Below are 14882 nucleotides of genomic sequence, written 5' to 3'. Positions count from 1 at the left end.
CGGTCACCCTTACGGAGCCCGGTCCGGGCGCCTCACCCGAACGTCACACGGATTTTTCAACAAACTGTTGACGCCTGCTGCGTGACGGCGTTCACTGTCGGCACGCCCGTTCGCAGCACACGGCCGTTCGCGGCCACGGAGGCTCCCGTGACGTCGACAGCAACGCCCCCGGGCCTGGCCCGGTTCAACGCACTGGAGGAGCACGCGGCGCACACCGCGCTCCTCGAGGTCTGCGCCTCCACCGCCTGGGCCCGGCGGCTGCTGGCCGCCCGCCCGTACGCGGAACCCGACGCGCTGTACGCCGAGAGCGACACCGCCATGGCCGCGCTCACCGAGGCCGACCTGGCCGAGGCGATGGCCGGGCACCCGCCGATCGGCCGCCCCAGGCCGGGAGACCCCACCTCGGCGCGGGAGCAGCGCGGCATGGCCGGGGCCACGGACGAGCTGCGGGCCGAGATGCTGGAACTGAACCTCGCCTACCAGGAGAGGTTCGGCCACGTGTTCCTGATCTGCGCGACCGGCCGCACCGCCGAGGAGATGCGCGACGCCGTGCGCGAGCGCCTCGGCAACGCGCCGGAGAAGGAACGCGAGATCGTCCGCACCGAACTGGGGAAGATCAACCGCATCCGGCTGACCCGACTCGTCGAAGAGGACCGACTCGCATGAGCACCGACACCACCGCCTCCGTGTCCACGCACATCCTGGACACCAGCGCGGGCCGCCCCGCCGAGGGCGTCACCGTACGCCTCTTCGCCCGCGCCGGCCGGCAGACCGCCTGGCAGGAGCTCGGCGGGTCCGCGACCGACGCGGACGGGCGGTGCAAGGACCTGCCGGCCCTGCCGGAGGGAACCACCCGTGTACGGCTCGACTTCGAGGTGGAGCCGTACTTCCTGAAGAACCCGAAGAAGAAGGCCGAGGCTCAGCAGGACGCCCCCGCGCACCGGGACAGCGGCACCGGAGTGTTCTTCCCGGAGGTGACGGTCACCTTCGCCGTCACGGCCGGCGAGCACTACCACGTACCGCTGCTGCTCAACCCGTTCGGCTACTCCGTTTACCGAGGGAGCTGACACCCATGCCCACGATCCTGGGACAGAACCAGTACGGCAAGGCAGAGAACCGAGTCGTCAAGATCACGCGGGACGGCGCCACCCACCACATCAAGGACCTCAACGTCTCCGTCGCCCTCTCCGGCGACATGGACGACGTCCACTACAACGGCTCCAACGCCAACGTCCTGCCGACCGACACCACCAAGAACACGGTGTTCGCCTTCGCCAAGGAGCACGGCATCGAGTCCGCCGAGCAGTTCGGCGTCCACCTCGCCCGCCACTTCGTCACCTCGCAGGACCCCATCCACCGGGCGCGCATCCGCATCGAGGAGTACGCCTGGGAGCGCATCGAGACCTCCGGCGAGGCCAAGCACTCCTTCGTCCGCAAGGGCCAGGAGACCCGCCTCACCCAGGTCACCTACGACGGGGAGAGCTGGGAGGTCGTCTCCGGTCTGAAGGACCTCACCGTCATGAACTCCACCGACTCGGAGTTCTGGGGCTACGTGAAGGACCGCTACACCACCCTCAAGGAGGCCTACGACCGGATCCTCGCCACCTCGGTCTCCTCCCGCTGGCGCTTCAACTGGACCGACGACGCGCGGGAGATGCCCGACTGGGACGCCTCGTACGCGCGGGTCAGGCAGCACATGCTGCGGGCCTTCGCCGAGACGTACTCCCTCTCGCTGCAGCAGACGCTGTACCAGATGGGCTCCCGCGTCATCGAGGAGTGCGCCGAGGTCGACGAGATCCGCTTCTCCCTCCCCAACAGCCACCACTTCCTGGTCGATCTGGAGGCGTTCGGCCTCAAGAACGAGAACGAGGTGTACTTCGCCTCCGACCGCCCCTACGGCCTGATCGAGGCCACCGTCCTCAGGGACGGCTGCGAGCCGCGGATCCCGGTGGACCTCACCAACCTCTGACCACACCCCCGCATCGGCACCCGTGGCCGGGTACCCGCGCCCCGCACCCGCCCGGCCACGGCACTCAGAACCCCAGGGTCCTGCCGTGCCCTCTCCCCGTACGCGAAAAGGACGCACCATGGCAGCAGACCGGCGCACCGTCATCGAGAACTGCGCGATCGCCACCGTCGACGCGAACGACACCGAGCACGCCGCCGGACACCTCGTCCTCGCCGGCGACCGCATCGAGTCGCTCGGCCCCGGCCCGGCCCCCGAGGGCCTGGAGAACGTCGCCCGCCGGATCGACGCCACCGGCCATCTCGCGACCCCCGGCCTGGTCAACACCCACCACCACTTCTACCAGTGGCTCACCCGGGGCCTGGCCACCGACCACAACCTCTTCGACTGGCTCGTCGCCCTCTACCCGACCTGGGCGCGCATCGACGAGGCGATGGTCCACGCGGCGGCCCAGGGCTCCCTCGCGACGATGGCCCGCGGCGGCGTCACCACCGCCATGGACCACCACTACGTCTTCCCGCGCGGCTCCGGCGACCTGTCCGGCGCGATCGTCACCGCCGCCCGCGACATGGGCGTCCGCTTCACCCTCGCCCGCGGCTCCATGGACCGCGGCGAGTCGGACGGCGGTCTGCCCCCGGACTTCGCGGTGGAGACCCTCGACGACGCGCTCGCCGCCACCGAGGAGACGGTACGCCGCCACCACGACACCTCGCCCGGCGCGATGACCCAGGTCGCCGTCGCCCCCTGCTCCCCGTTCTCCGTCTCCACCGAACTCATGCGTCAGGGCGCCGAGCTGGCCCGCCGCCTCGGCGTACGGCTGCACACCCACGGCTCGGAGACCGTGGAGGAGGAGAAGTTCTGCCACGAGCTGTTCGGCATGGGCCCGACCGACTACTTCGAGTCCACCGGCTGGCTCGGCGACGACGTGTGGATGGCGCACTGCGTCCACATGAACGACTCCGACATCGCCGCGTTCGCCCGCACCGGCACCGGCGTCGCCCACTGCCCGTCCTCCAACGCCCGCCTCGCCGCCGGCATCGCCCGGGTCCCCGACATGCTCGCCGCCGGCGTCCCCGTCGGCCTCGGCGTGGACGGCACCGCCTCCAACGAGTCCGGCGAACTCCACACCGAACTGCGCAACGCCCTGCTGATCAACCGCCTCGGCGCCCACCGCGAGAAGGCCCTGACGGCACGCCAGGCCCTCCGTCTCGGCACCCACGGCGGGGCGCGCGTACTGGGCCGGGCGGACGAGATCGGCTCGCTGGAGCCCGGCAAACTCGCCGACCTGGTGCTCTGGCGGATGGACACCCTCGCCCACGCCTCCATCGCCGACCCGGTCACCGCCCTGGTGTTCGGCGCCGCCGCCCCGGTCACCGCGTCCTTCGTGAACGGCCGCCGGATCGTCGAGAACGGACGGCTCCTCACCGCGGACGAGGACGCCGTCGCCCGCACCACCCGAGCCGAGGCACGGCGCCTCGCCCGTATCGCCGGGCACGCCTGACCCCCGCACGTCTCCGGGCCGGGAGGGACGGCTCCCGGCCCGGAGACCGCGGACCCCGCACGGGATCCGCGGAGGCCGTCCCCGAGGCGCGCCAGGCGCGCCCCGGGGACGGCACACACCACCCGCTCCACCGGACGTCACCGTCCCTCCCCACGCTCGGCCGCACTCGAGCGGGAGGTACCCCACGCCCGCCCGCACCTCCCTGACAACCACGCCGGCCCCGGCGTGCAACCGACCGGAGGAACACCGCAGTGGCCGACCACCCCGTAGACGAGAAGCTCCCCGCGCCGAAGATGGCGACGACCGGCCTGCAGCACGTGGCCGCCATGTACGCGGGCGTCGTCGCCCCGCCCCTGATCGTCGGCGCGGCCGTCGGTCTCAGCCCCGCCGAGCTCACCTTCCTCACCGGCGCCTGCCTGTTCACCGCGGGCCTCGCCACCTTCCTGCAGACCGTCGGCGTCTGGAAGATCGGCGCCCGGCTGCCGTTCGTCAACGGCGTCACCTTCGCCGGCGTCGCCCCCATGACCGCGATCGTCGCCTCCACCGACGACAAGAAGGACGCCCTGCCCGTCATCTTCGGCGCGGTCATCGTCGCCGGACTGCTCGGCTTCCTCGCCGCGCCCTTCTTCAGCAAGGCGGTCCGCTTCTTCCCGCCCGTGGTCACCGGCACCGTGATCACCCTGATAGGCGTCTCCCTGCTGCCCGTCGCCTTCGGCTGGGCGCAGGGAGCGAGCCCCGACGCGGACGACTACGGCTCGGCCGTCAACCTGGGGCTCGCCGCGATCACCCTGCTCGTCGTGCTGCTGCTGCGCCGTTTCACCCGGGGCTTCGTCAAGCAGATCGCCGTGCTCCTCGGCATGGTCGCCGGCACCCTGATCGCCGTCCCGTTCGGCGTCACCGACTTCTCCCCGGTCGCCGACGCGGACCTCATCGGCTTCCCCACGCCGTTCCACTTCGGCGCCCCGCAGTTCCAGCTCGCCGCCATCGTCTCGCTGTGCGTGGTGATGGTCGTGTCGATGACCGAGTCGACCGCCGACATGCTGGCCCTCGGCGAGATCGTCGAGCGCCCCGCCGACGAGAGGACCATCGCGGCCGGGCTGCGCGCCGACACGCTCGGCTCGGCACTCGCACCGCTGTTCAACGGCTTCATGTGCAGCGCGTTCGCCCAGAACATCGGGCTCGTCGCGATGACGAGGATCCGCAGCCGGTTCGTCGTCGCCACCGGCGGCGGCTTCCTCGTCCTCATGGGCCTGTGTCCGGTCGCCGCCTCGCTGATCGCCGTCGTGCCGCGCCCGGTGCTCGGCGGAGCAGGGGTGGTCCTCTTCGGCTCGGTCGCCGCCAGCGGCATCCAGACCCTCGCCAAGGCGGGCCTGGACAAGGACAACAACGTGCTCGTCGTCGCCGTGTCGCTCGCCGTCGGCGTCATCCCGATCAGCGCGCCCGAGTTCTACCACGCGTTCCCGGAGACGGCCCGCATCGTCCTGGACTCCGGCATCTCCACCGGCTGCGTCGTCGCGGTCCTGCTCAACCTCGTCTTCAACCACCTGGGCCGGAGCGGCCGTGAGGCCGCCGACGTCACCCATCCGATGGAGACGGGCGAGGACCTCGCCTCCCAGGGCAGGGCGCCGGCGGCCTCCTGACGGTCCGGCGGCCCGGTCAGGCCCGGGCCGCCGCCACCTCCGCCCGCAATTGGGGCAGCATGTCGTGGTAGACGCCCGGGCACTCGGTCGTGCCGTAGTCCTTGTGCCCGAAGATCTGCGTGGACGCGATCCCGTACCGGTCGCAGGTGTACGCGCACAGCGCCACCAGGACCTCCCACTGCGCCTGCGGCGGCTGCGCGCCCGCGTGGTACTGGCCTTCGCAGGCGATGCCGAGGGCCTGCGTGTTCTGCCCGGAGGTGTGGGCGCCCAGCACGAAGGTCCGCCCGCCGGTGAGCGCCGGGAGGCTGCCGGTGCGGCCCTCGGTGATCCAGCCGCCGCGGCTCACCAGGAAGTTGTAGCCGGTGTCCACCCACCCGTTGTCGTCCATGTGCAGGTCCTGCACCCAGTGGGCGTGGGCGTGCGCCCGGGCGCGGGAGTAGTCGGTGGAGTTGGCGGACACGGTGTGGTGGACCACGATCCGGCTGGGCCGGTACTGCAGGACGCTGACGGTCCCCTGCGGGGACCGGGCGCCCCAGACCTTCGTGCCGTCGATGTCCGGCTGCACGGCGTCCGCGCCGCGCGCGTGCGCGACACCGGACACGGCGCCGGCGGCGAGCCCGGCCGCGCCGGCGAGCAGGAGACGGCGCCGGAAGAGGTTGCTGGAATGCACGATCACTCCTCGGGAGAGGGGGTGTGGGGGGAAACGGAGAGGGGCCGGCGTCCGAGGACGTCCGGCCCCTCCGCGTGGCCGCGTACGAACGGATCTGTCAGCCCGTCACGTGTTGTTGGCGAGGGCCAGGAGCCGGTCGCGGGTGCCGTTGAACTTGTTGCGGTCCACGTTGCCCGAGACGCCGGAGACCGACCCCGCGTCGGTGTACTGCCACACCGTCCAGGTGGGGAAGCCGGCGGGGATGGTGGGCGACGAGGCGGAGGTCCAGTGCGCCACCCACAGCGGGCTCTTGGACGACATGCCGGTCCAGCTGCCGGTGCAGGTGTTCCACCAGCTCGCCGTCGTGTAGATGACGACGTCCCGGCCCGTGCGCGCCTTGTAGGTGGTGTAGAAGTCGTTGATCCACGTGCGCATCTGCGTGGTGGACAGGCCGTAGCACATCGCCCCGTACGGATTGTGCTCGATGTCCAGCACGCCCGGCAGCGTGAGGTTGTCGCGCGACCAGGCGCCGCCGTTGCCCGCGAAGTAGGCCGCCTGTGTGGAGCCGCTGGAGGCGTTGGGGAGGGCGAAGTGGTACGCCCCGCGGATCACGCCCGCGTTGTACGCGGCGACGTAGTTGGTGTTGAAGCGGTCGTCCTTGTAGGTGGTGCCCTCGGTCGCCTTGATCCAGGCGAACTGGATGCCGGCGTTGCGCACGGAGGTCCAGTTGATGCTGCCCTGCCAGTGCGACACGTCGATGCCCTGCACGCCGTCGGTGGGGGCCAGCAGGCCGCGCGACGGTTCCTCGGCGGCGGGGTTGCCCTCGTGGATGCGGGCGCCGACGCCCATGTAGGCCTGGCCGGGCTTGATGGTGAGGGGCTTCGGGTCGGGCTGCGGTGCGGCGCCCGCGCCGGCGGCGGTCGTGGCCGTGAGCGCGAGGGCGGCGCCGAGGACGCCGAGCGCGGTGGCCGTGCGTCTCGCGAGGCGGGGGACGAGGGGGAGTACGTGCATGGACTTGCCTCCTGGCACATGTGGGGATGAGAAGGAGGTGACGTCGGCCGCTGCCACCTGGGCAGTTCCGTGCTTGTTTGACGTGCGCGCGTCATTAGTTACGCACGTAGATTCACAGCGTGTAAAGAGTCTCCCTGCTCCTCTGGTGGTCTGGTCCACTGTAGGAGCGGATGGCCAGGAAACTTGGGAGCCGAACGGAGGAAACTTTCATCGGATGAAAACATGAAACGGGTTCCGGTGACCCGGAACCCGGCCTTCACCTCAGGCTTTCGCAACAGCCTGCCGCTCACGTCTGCTGACGAGGCGTCCGCAGCACGAGCGCCGCCAGCCCCAGCGCGCCCGCCGCGATCACGGCCGCCGCACGGAACGCCAGCTGGTATCCCTCCGCCGTCGCCGCGACCACCTCGGCGCCCTTGCCCAGCAGGGCGTCCATCCGGCCGGCCGCGAGCACCGACAGCGTGGCGAGCCCCAGCGATCCGCCCACCACCTGCGTGGTGTTGAACAGGCCCGAGGCGAGCCCCGCGTCCTCCTCCCGCGCCCCCGACATGGCGAGCCCCGTCAGCGCCGGCATCGCCGCCGCGAACCCGACCGCGAGCAGCAGCATCGGCGGCAGGACGTCCGTCGGGTACGCGCCGTCCGCGGGCGCCCGACTCAGCAGCGCCATGCCCGCGGTGATCAGCGCGAGCCCCGACAGCAGAACCCGGTACGCCCCGAACCGGCTCACCGCGCGCGCCGACAGACCCACCATCAGCACCCCGATCACCACGGGTGCGGGCAGGAAGGCCAGCCCGGTGGTCAGCTCGTCGTAGCCGAGAACCCGCTGGAGGTACAGCGCGCCGATGAACTGGAAACCGTACATCGTCGCGATCATCAGGATCTGCACGGCGTTCGCCCCGCTCAGCAGCCGCGAGCGGAACAGCCCCAGTCCCAGCAGCGGACGCGCGGCCCGCGCCTGGCGCACCACGAACGCCGCGAGCAGCGCCAGGGCGAGCGCGGACAGCAGGAGGGTGCGGCCCGCCCCGCGCTCGCCGGAGCCGACGATGACGTACACGGTGAGCATCAGCGCGCCCGTGATCAGCGCGGCGCCCATGTGGTCGGCGCTCCGCGCGAGCCCCGCGCCCGGGTCGGGCCGGTCGTCGGCCAGGACACGGACCGCCGCGACCAGCGCCACCACCCCGATCGGCAGGTTGATCAGGAAGATCCAGTGCCAGCCGAACGCCTGCGTCAGCGCCCCGCCGAGGAAGGTGCCGAGTGCTCCGCCCGCCGCGCCCACGGCACTGAACACCGCGATCGCCGTGGCCTGTTCACGGCCCTGCGGGAACAGCGCCACCACCATGCCCAGCACCACGGCCGACGTCATGGCCCCGCCCACCCCCTGAAGGGCGCGCGCCGCGATCAGCACGGCCCGGTCGTCCGCCACCCCACACAGCACGGACGCCGCCGTGAACACCGCGAGTCCGGACGCGAACATCCGCTTCCGGCCCACCAGGTCCCCGAGCCGCCCGACGAGCAGCAACAGCCCCCCGAACGGGATCAGATAGGCGTTGACCACCCACGCCAGACCCGGCGCGCCGAAACCGAGGTCGCCCTGGATCGCCGGCATGGCGACCGTGACGATGTTGCCGTCCAGGATCGTCATCAGCGTTCCCGCGCACAGGACGGCGAGTGAGGCCCAGCGGGAGAAGACGCGGTCCGGCGCCACCGGCACCGGTGACTCCGTAGGGGTGGACATGGGGCTGACCTCCAAAGGTGCACGACTTGTAACGGGGTACATCGTCAGTGACCATGGAGGGCGCCGTAAGGAGGCAGTCGCATGTCACAGAGGAACACCGGTGTTACCCCGCAGGCAGTGAACGCGCAGGTGTGCCCGGTGCGGGAAGTTCTTGACAGGGTCGCGGGCAAATGGAGCGTGCAGATCCTGGTGGCGGCCGCCCGGGGCCCCATCCGGTTCACCGAACTGGAGCGCGGCATCGAGGGGATCAGCCGCCGCATGCTCACCCTGACCCTGCGTCAGCTGGAGCGCGACGGACTGGTCAGCCGGACCGTCCATCCGACCGTGCCGCCCAAGGTGGAGTACGCCCTCACCCCGGCCGCGGAGGAGCTGTACGAGACCCTGCTGCGGCTGACCGACTGGGCCGAACGCCACCGTGTCCACATCGCCGAGTCACGGGCGGCCTACGACGCCGCCCACGACCCGGCGCCGGCCGACGCCTAGGCGCTCCCTACAGCCCGAAGAGGGCGGTGTCCTTCGTCAGCTCGCGGAACACGTCCCGCGGGTCCGGCACCAGCTTGCGCTTCTCCAGGTCCAGCAGGCCGCCCACGGCGCTGACTTCCGCCGCGACCGTGCCGTCCGTCTTCGTGATGGTCTGCTCGATGGTGAAGGTCTTGCCCCCGCCCCAGTGGAAGACGCAGCTCACGTCCACCTCGTCGCCGGCGAGCAGCTCCCGCCGGTAGCGGATCGTCGTCTCCAGCGCGACCGGGCCCACCCCGTGCGCCTGAAGACGCGACTGGGTGATCCCGGCCTCCTGGAGCAGCGACCAGCGCGCGTGCTCCGCGTAGTTCAGATACACGGCCTGGTTCAGATGGCCCTGCACGTCGGTCTCGTATCCGCGCACGGTCACGCGGACGGAATACGGCTTGCTCACTGCGTCCCCTTCACGCCGGTTCGGTTCGTCGCCCGATCCACCGATCTTGGCACGCCCCTCAGACGCGGCGCGGAGAGGCCAGGACGTAACGCCTCCGCGTCCTCGGCTCCGTGTGCTCCCCGGCCTGCCAGCCCGCGCCCTCCAGCGTCCGGGCGCAGGCACGCATCGCGGCGGCGTCCGGCGCGTACACGGCGACGGCGTCCGGCTGCGGAGTTTCCCGCACACGGTAGCCGTCCTCGCCGTCCGCCTCCGCCGGCCGGTGCCCGGCCGCCTCCAGCGCGAGGGCGGCGGCCTGCGCGAGGTGCGTGCGTTCCCAGGCGCAGGGGCGGTCCGCCGACGCGTCGGCGTTGGTCATGCGGCGCAGTTCGAGCATGCCCTGCCAGGCGCTGCGGACCTCCCGCGCGCGGGCGGCGCCCCCGGCGGCGGGGGGCGCGGGCTCGCCGCCCACGCGCGCGGTGAAGACACCGCCGGTGGAGGCGGGTGTCTGTGGCTCGTCGGGCTCGGGCGGTCCGGTTTGGGCCTCGCGCGCCCGGTGCCCGGCAGGGGTGAGGAAGTAGTCGTGCGGGGGCCGCGGATGCCGGAAGGCGAGGCCGCGCTTCACCAGCGCGGTGAGCTGGGCCTCGGTCCCTTTCAGACGCCCGGTCCCCGGATCGGCGGCTTCGATCAGCCGACGCTGGGCGGCGGTGAGGGGTCGGGTCATCGGCGTCCGGACGCGTAGGGGAGGAAGGCGGCCCAGGGGGTGGGGGAGAAGGTGAGGTGGGGGCCCGGTATGTGCTTGGAGTCGCGGATATGGACGGTGTCGGCGGCGAAGGCGACCTCCACGCACTCAGGCCCGTCGTTCGTGCTGTAGCTGCTCTTGAACCAGGTCAGTTCGCTGCGCGACTGCGCCGTCATGTCTCTCCCAGCACTTTCTCGATGAAGGCCAGCGATTCACGAGGTGTGAGCGCTTGCGCCCGGATGATGCCATAGCGGATCTCCAGGATCTGGATCTCCCTCGGGTCGGAGATCAGCCGGTTGAGCAGCTGGACCTCGACGTGGCCCACGGTGTGACCGTCCTTGAGCCTCAGCAGTTGAAGCGCCCCCGCCAGGCCCGCATGGTCCTCGCGCTGTGTGGGCAGCACCTGGATCTCCACGTTCCGCCGCCGCCCCACCTCCAACAAATGTTCTAGCTGCTTGCGCATGACCATTCTGCCCCCGAGCGGCCTGCGCAACGTCACCTCTTCCTGGACGAAACTGAAGACCGGGGCGGGCTGCTCGTCGAGAACGCGCTGACGCGCCAGGCGTGCCACGACGAGTTCGTCGACCTGCTCCTCGCTGTAGGGAGGCCGCCGCATCCCGTACAGCACCCGTGCGTACTCGGGCGTCTGCAGCAGACCGTGCACGACATGGTTGGCGTAGGCGCACAGCTCGACCGCCTGCGCCTCCAACTGGGCAAGGTCCCGCACCTTCTTCGGAAAGCGGGCCTTCTCCACGTCCCCCTTCAGGGCGCTGATGAGGCCGTGGGCCTCCAGGACCCGGTCGGCGGCGTCGAGGAACTCCTCCATCGGCGCCCGCCGACCCCGCTCGACGGAGGAGACCTGCTCCTCGCTGTACCCGATCTGCGCGCCGAGGGCGGCCTGGGTCAGCCCCGCCCGCTCACGGCACATCTTGATGACACGGCCGACGGTCCGCAGCACGGCCGCCGATTCCTCGTCCGCCCCGTAAGGCTCCACGCTCATGTCCCCACACCTCCCAGGTGCTCAACTCACGGCGGGCGCCGGATGTCACGCGTCGCGACCCGGACAGGTCCGGACAGCTTCCGTACGGCGGCCGCGGGTCCGGCCGCCGGGACTTCTCACGGCGGAGCCGGCTGGCCACGCTGAGTGACATGAACGTCGAGACCGCCCCGGTGGACGAACACACCGGTCCCGCCCGTCACTTCCGTATCCGTCTGTCGGCGACGGCGAGGGGAGCCCGGCTGGCCCGGCACCTCGCGGCGGAGCAACTGGACACGTGGGGCTGGCCGTACGACTCCGAGGGCAACCGCACGGCGTCCCTGCTGGTGGCCGAGCTGGCCACGAACGCCGTACGCCACGGACGGGCACGGGGCCGGGACTTCGCCCTGCGCCTGACCCTGTACGCGGAGGACGAGACGCTCCGTATCGAGGTGACGGACGCCCGCCCGGACCGGAGCCCGCCGCTCCCCGGCACGCTCACGCCTGCGGACCCCGACACGGAGTCGGGTCGTGGCCTGCTCCTGGTCGAGTCCCTGTCCACCCACTGGGGCGCGACGGCGGGGGACCCGTACACGAAGACGGTGTGGTGCGAGGTCCCGCTGACGGGGCGGCCCGGATAGCGGGCGTCGCTCGGGACGCGGTGCCCTCTCGGCCTCACATTTCTCCGGGCTACGTCGTCATGTCGGTGAGGGCGGCGACCGGCGCCCGGAACGGAGTGAGGAAATGAAGGTCTTCATCGCTGGTGGGCGTGGCCGTGTCGGGTCCCGTCTTGCTGACAACCTGGAGGTCAAGGGCATCGAGGTGGTCTCGGGAGGGCTCGAGGACGGGATCGACGTGATCTCGGGCAAGGGGCTGGCCGAGGCTCTCGTCGGAGTGGACACCATCGTGAACGTCCTCAACACCCCCCGCTTCGATGCGGAGGGGGCCATCTCGTTCTTCGAGGGAGCGATCAACAACCTGACGGCGGAGGGCGAGCGGGCTGGTGTGCGCCATCACATCGTGCTCTCCATCGTCGGCGTCGGAGAAGGGGACGCGTCCGAGATCGGGTACTACCTCGGCAAGGTGGCGCAGGAAAAGGCCGTGCGATCCGCTTCGATCCCCGCCACCATCATTCGGGCCACCCAGTTCCAGAGCTACATTCCTGTCCTCATCGACCAGCACACCGTGGACGGAAAGGTTCTCGCCCCGAGGTCGTTCATCCAGCCCGTCGAGCTGGACGAAGTCATCGAACTGCTCGCCGAGGCCGTCACGACGCCGGAGCCGGGACGTGCGGTCGAGATCGCCGGACCCGACCGCTTTTACCACGACGACCTTTTCCGTGCCACTCTGGCCGAGCGTGGAGACGAGCGCGAGGTCGTGACCGTGGAGGGACAGGAGCCCCTCGATGCCATGGTTCCGCGCGGCGCGTACCGGAAGGGAACCGTGCGGTACCCGATTGCGGGAATCCCCACTGCCTGAATGCGATAGTGGAGAGGCGCACTGCGCTTCATTGGGAAAGGGTGCCCCATGTCGGAAGATTCTCCTCGCGAATCCGCGGATTGCGGGGATTACGGGAAATGCGAGCGTGATGCATCACATGCGCTCGATTCGATCATGGCGGAGCGGCATCGTCTGCTGTCGCTGGCTTTCCGCATGACGGGCACCCTGGCCGATGCCGAGGACGTCGTGCAAGAGACGTATGCGAGGTGGTACCGCCTCGATCCCGGGGAACGCGACGACATCGCCGTGCCCGCGGCATGGCTGATGCGAGTGGCGAGCCGCATCTCACTCGACCTGCTGGGTTCCGCGCGGGCGCGACGGGAGACCTACGTCGGGCAATGGCTGCCCGAGCCGGTCCCGGCCGACCTCTTCGCGGACACGGCCGCGGCGCCACTGAACTCCAGTGGTATCGCTGCCGATCCGCTCGAACGCGTCACCCTCGATGACGCCGTCAGCATGGCATTGCTGACGGTCCTGGAAGCCATGACGCCGGCAGAGCGAGTGACGTTCGTGCTGCACGACGTGTTCGGCGTCCCGTTCGACGAGATCGCTGATGTCGTGGGCCGTTCGGCAGCGGCGACAAGGCAATTGGCGACGTCCGCACGCCGCCACGTACGACGAGGAAGACGCGCACAGGTTTCCCCCCACCAGCATGACGAGGTCGTCCGGGCATTCCGTGGTGCGGCTGTCGGAGGGAACATCGAGAGTCTGCTCCGCGTGTTGGCTCCGGACGTAGAACTACGCGTGGACGGCGGCGGCTTCGTCAATGCCGCATCTCAGGTGATCCGTGGATCGGATCGTGTCGCCCGATGGTTCATGGGCGTGATGCGCAAGCAGCCCGCCCTCCGCCTTGAGCGACGCGACACGGCTGACGGTCTCGGTTACATCCTTCTGACCGAGGGGAGTCGACATGGAATTGTCACCTTCGACGTCAGAGATGAAGGCATCACGAACGTGTGGCTGATGCTGAATCCGATGAAGCTGACGAATTGGTCACTCCGATAGGAAACCTATGCGGACGAGGGGGCGGTGTTCGGACGGCCGCCGTCACTGCGGTGCGACGGCCCTGAGCCAGTCCTCCACCGTGACGACGTCCGCCCACTGCGGGAACAGCTTCTCCGTGAGCATCCGGTGCACCTCCGGGTCGGTGTCGAGACAGGCGTCCGCCAGGACGGTGAGGCCGAAGTCCAGGTCGACGGCGTGCCAGAAGGTGGACAGCACGACGGCGCTGGTGGCGATGCCGGTGAGGACAAGGCTGTCGATGTCGCGCGCCCTGAGCACCAGGTCGAGGTCGCTGCCCGAGAACGCGCTGCCCCGCCTCTTGGTGACCACCACGTCGCCCTGCTGGGGCGCGACCTCGTCATGGATCTCGGTGCCAGGGCCCCCTTCGGTGAACAGGCCGGCCCGAACGATGTTGGCCATCACCTTGCTGCGGGGACTGACTTCGGGATCGCCCGGCCGTAACCCCATCACCACGTAAATCACGGGGATGCCGGCAGCCCGGGCACCGTCGATGGCCCCGCGCAGACGCAGCAGGTATCCGGAACCGTCGTCGGCGAGGGCCACGATGTCCCGTTGGACGTCCATCACCAGAAGTGCGCTGTTCGCCATGCCCGCCGTCCCTTCTGCCAATGGGCAACAGAAGCAAGTCTGGTGGACCAAGCGAGCTGCGGTGGGGGTTTCGGAGATCGCCCGACGGCCGGGTCCCGGCCCCGGTCCCGGTCGATGGTGTAGGTCTCTCGCCTCAGGTGCGCCGGGCGTACGTTGACTACGGTCGGTCCTCATGGGAACCACGGACATCGTTCGCCGCCCGACGGCGCAGCGCGCACGCGACACGCTCGAGCGGCTCGACACCGAGCGGGACGTGTGGGTGTCCACGGCCCACCACGAACACGGTCCGCACCAGGTGCCGTTGTGGTTCCTGTGGGACGGGCAGGCGGTGTGGTTCTGCACCGGGGCCAGGTCCGCGACGGTGCGGAACCTCCGCGCCGAACCCCGCGTGCGTCTGGCGCTGCCGGACTCCTACGACGCCGTGCTCGTCGAAGGCGGGGCGCAGTGCTTCACGGACCGGGAGGCACCCTAAGCCGGGGCGCGCGCGTTCGCCGCAAAGTTCGGGTGGGATCCCCGCGCTGAGGACAGCCCTTTCGTGTACGTACGCGTCGTCCCGAGGACCGTTCGCGCATGGCGCGGTGAGGCGGAACTGCGCGGACGCGTCGTCATGCGCGACGGGGCCTGGCGCGGGTAACCCTGGGGTTCACGGCGGGACCTCGCTAGCC

The 14882-nt window shown here is 70.5% G+C and carries 17 protein-coding genes and 1 pseudogene; 10 read left to right on the top strand and 8 right to left on the bottom strand.

Annotation, left to right across the window (positions count from 1 at the left end; all coding sequences use genetic code 11):
- Positions 1-147 precede the first annotated feature (147 nt).
- The 5 genes from uraD (at position 148) to ELQ39_RS05630 (ending at position 5107) form a co-directional block, all read left to right on the top strand.
- Positions 148-666 carry a 2-oxo-4-hydroxy-4-carboxy-5-ureidoimidazoline decarboxylase gene (uraD, locus tag ELQ39_RS05650; protein WP_225628508.1) on the top strand — a complete coding sequence of 173 codons (519 nt, stop codon included), beginning with the start codon at positions 148-150 and terminating at the stop codon, positions 664-666.
- Positions 663-1067, top strand: coding sequence for a hydroxyisourate hydrolase (uraH, locus tag ELQ39_RS05645; protein WP_190001403.1), 405 nt, complete (start codon positions 663-665; stop codon positions 1065-1067). Before uraD ends, uraH begins: the two co-directional genes overlap by 4 nt.
- A 5-nt stretch (positions 1068-1072) precedes the next feature.
- Entirely contained in the window at positions 1073-1969 is an 897-nt protein-coding gene (gene pucL / locus ELQ39_RS05640; RefSeq protein WP_190001404.1) for a factor-independent urate hydroxylase, read from the top strand.
- Positions 1970-2087: 118 nt separating this feature from the next.
- A complete protein-coding gene (locus ELQ39_RS05635) occupies positions 2088-3467 on the top strand; it encodes an 8-oxoguanine deaminase (RefSeq protein ID WP_242591222.1) in 1380 nt (459 codons plus the stop codon).
- 251 nt (positions 3468-3718) lie between these two features.
- Positions 3719-5107 (top strand): nucleobase:cation symporter-2 family protein, encoded by a 1389-nt coding sequence (locus ELQ39_RS05630; RefSeq protein ID WP_242591221.1) that lies wholly within the window; start codon positions 3719-3721, stop codon positions 5105-5107.
- A gap of 16 nt (positions 5108-5123) precedes the next feature.
- On the opposite strand, the gene ELQ39_RS05625 is transcribed toward ELQ39_RS05630, so the two are convergent.
- From ELQ39_RS05625 to ELQ39_RS05615, 3 genes are all read right to left on the bottom strand, one after another.
- A complete protein-coding gene (locus ELQ39_RS05625) occupies positions 5124-5783 on the bottom strand; it encodes a peptidoglycan recognition protein family protein (protein ID WP_391671759.1) in 660 nt (219 codons plus the stop codon).
- A gap of 99 nt (positions 5784-5882) precedes the next feature.
- On the bottom strand, positions 5883-6767 hold the full coding sequence (locus tag ELQ39_RS05620) for a lysozyme (protein ID WP_242591219.1): 885 nt from the start codon (positions 6765-6767) through the stop codon (positions 5883-5885).
- A 286-nt stretch (positions 6768-7053) separates the two neighbouring features.
- Positions 7054-8499 (bottom strand): MFS transporter, encoded by a 1446-nt coding sequence (locus tag ELQ39_RS05615; protein WP_242591218.1) that lies wholly within the window; start codon positions 8497-8499, stop codon positions 7054-7056.
- Between the two features lie 81 nt (positions 8500-8580).
- Here ELQ39_RS05615 and ELQ39_RS05610 point away from each other — a divergent pair, with 81 nt between their 5' ends.
- The gene (locus tag ELQ39_RS05610; RefSeq protein ID WP_242591217.1) at positions 8581-8982 is read left to right on the top strand and encodes a winged helix-turn-helix transcriptional regulator; all 402 of its coding nucleotides are present in this window, start codon (positions 8581-8583) and stop codon (positions 8980-8982) included.
- Between the two features lie 7 nt (positions 8983-8989).
- On the opposite strand, the gene ELQ39_RS05605 is transcribed toward ELQ39_RS05610, so the two are convergent.
- From ELQ39_RS05605 to ELQ39_RS05590, 4 genes are read right to left on the bottom strand one after another with little or no spacing between them, the layout of a single operon-like run.
- The gene (locus tag ELQ39_RS05605) at positions 8990-9412 is read right to left on the bottom strand and encodes an acyl-CoA thioesterase (RefSeq protein WP_190001415.1); all 423 of its coding nucleotides are present in this window, start codon (positions 9410-9412) and stop codon (positions 8990-8992) included.
- A gap of 58 nt (positions 9413-9470) precedes the next feature.
- Complete coding sequence (locus ELQ39_RS05600) at positions 9471-10112, bottom strand: hypothetical protein (protein ID WP_242591216.1); 642 nt, start codon at positions 10110-10112, stop codon at positions 9471-9473.
- Positions 10109-10306 (bottom strand): DUF397 domain-containing protein, encoded by a 198-nt coding sequence (locus ELQ39_RS05595; protein WP_242591215.1) that lies wholly within the window; start codon positions 10304-10306, stop codon positions 10109-10111. Before ELQ39_RS05595 ends, ELQ39_RS05600 begins: the two co-directional genes overlap by 4 nt.
- On the bottom strand, positions 10303-11130 hold the full coding sequence (locus tag ELQ39_RS05590) for a helix-turn-helix domain-containing protein (RefSeq protein ID WP_031023136.1): 828 nt from the start codon (positions 11128-11130) through the stop codon (positions 10303-10305). Before ELQ39_RS05590 ends, ELQ39_RS05595 begins: the two co-directional genes overlap by 4 nt.
- A gap of 149 nt (positions 11131-11279) precedes the next feature.
- On the opposite strand from ELQ39_RS05590, the gene ELQ39_RS05585 reads away from it, so the two are divergent.
- The 3 genes from ELQ39_RS05585 to sigJ all read left to right on the top strand — a co-directional run bounded on the left by ELQ39_RS05585 (position 11280) and on the right by sigJ (position 13611).
- A complete protein-coding gene (locus ELQ39_RS05585) occupies positions 11280-11747 on the top strand; it encodes an ATP-binding protein (protein WP_242591214.1) in 468 nt (155 codons plus the stop codon).
- Between the two features lie 103 nt (positions 11748-11850).
- Entirely contained in the window at positions 11851-12585 is a 735-nt protein-coding gene (locus ELQ39_RS05580; RefSeq protein ID WP_242591213.1) for an SDR family oxidoreductase, read from the top strand.
- Positions 12586-12633: 48 nt separating this feature from the next.
- Positions 12634-13611, top strand: a complete 978-nt coding sequence (gene sigJ, locus ELQ39_RS05575; protein WP_242591212.1) for an RNA polymerase sigma factor SigJ — start codon at positions 12634-12636, stop codon at positions 13609-13611.
- A gap of 42 nt (positions 13612-13653) precedes the next feature.
- On the opposite strand, the gene ELQ39_RS05570 is transcribed toward sigJ, so the two are convergent.
- Complete coding sequence (locus ELQ39_RS05570; RefSeq protein ID WP_242591211.1) at positions 13654-14217, bottom strand: cysteine hydrolase family protein; 564 nt, start codon at positions 14215-14217, stop codon at positions 13654-13656.
- 172 nt (positions 14218-14389) lie between these two features.
- On the opposite strand from ELQ39_RS05570, the pseudogene ELQ39_RS05565 reads away from it, so the two are divergent.
- A pseudogene (locus ELQ39_RS05565) lies at positions 14390-14851 on the top strand (pyridoxamine 5'-phosphate oxidase family protein).
- Positions 14852-14882 lie beyond the last annotated feature (31 nt).

Origin of the sequence: Streptomyces sp. GB4-14 (assembly GCF_022696125.1) — a bacterium.
Lineage (GTDB): Bacteria > Actinomycetota > Actinomycetes > Streptomycetales > Streptomycetaceae > Streptomyces > Streptomyces werraensis.
The sequence above is the reverse complement of the archived record's forward strand: the minus strand, read 5'-3'. Positions and strand labels throughout refer to the sequence as shown.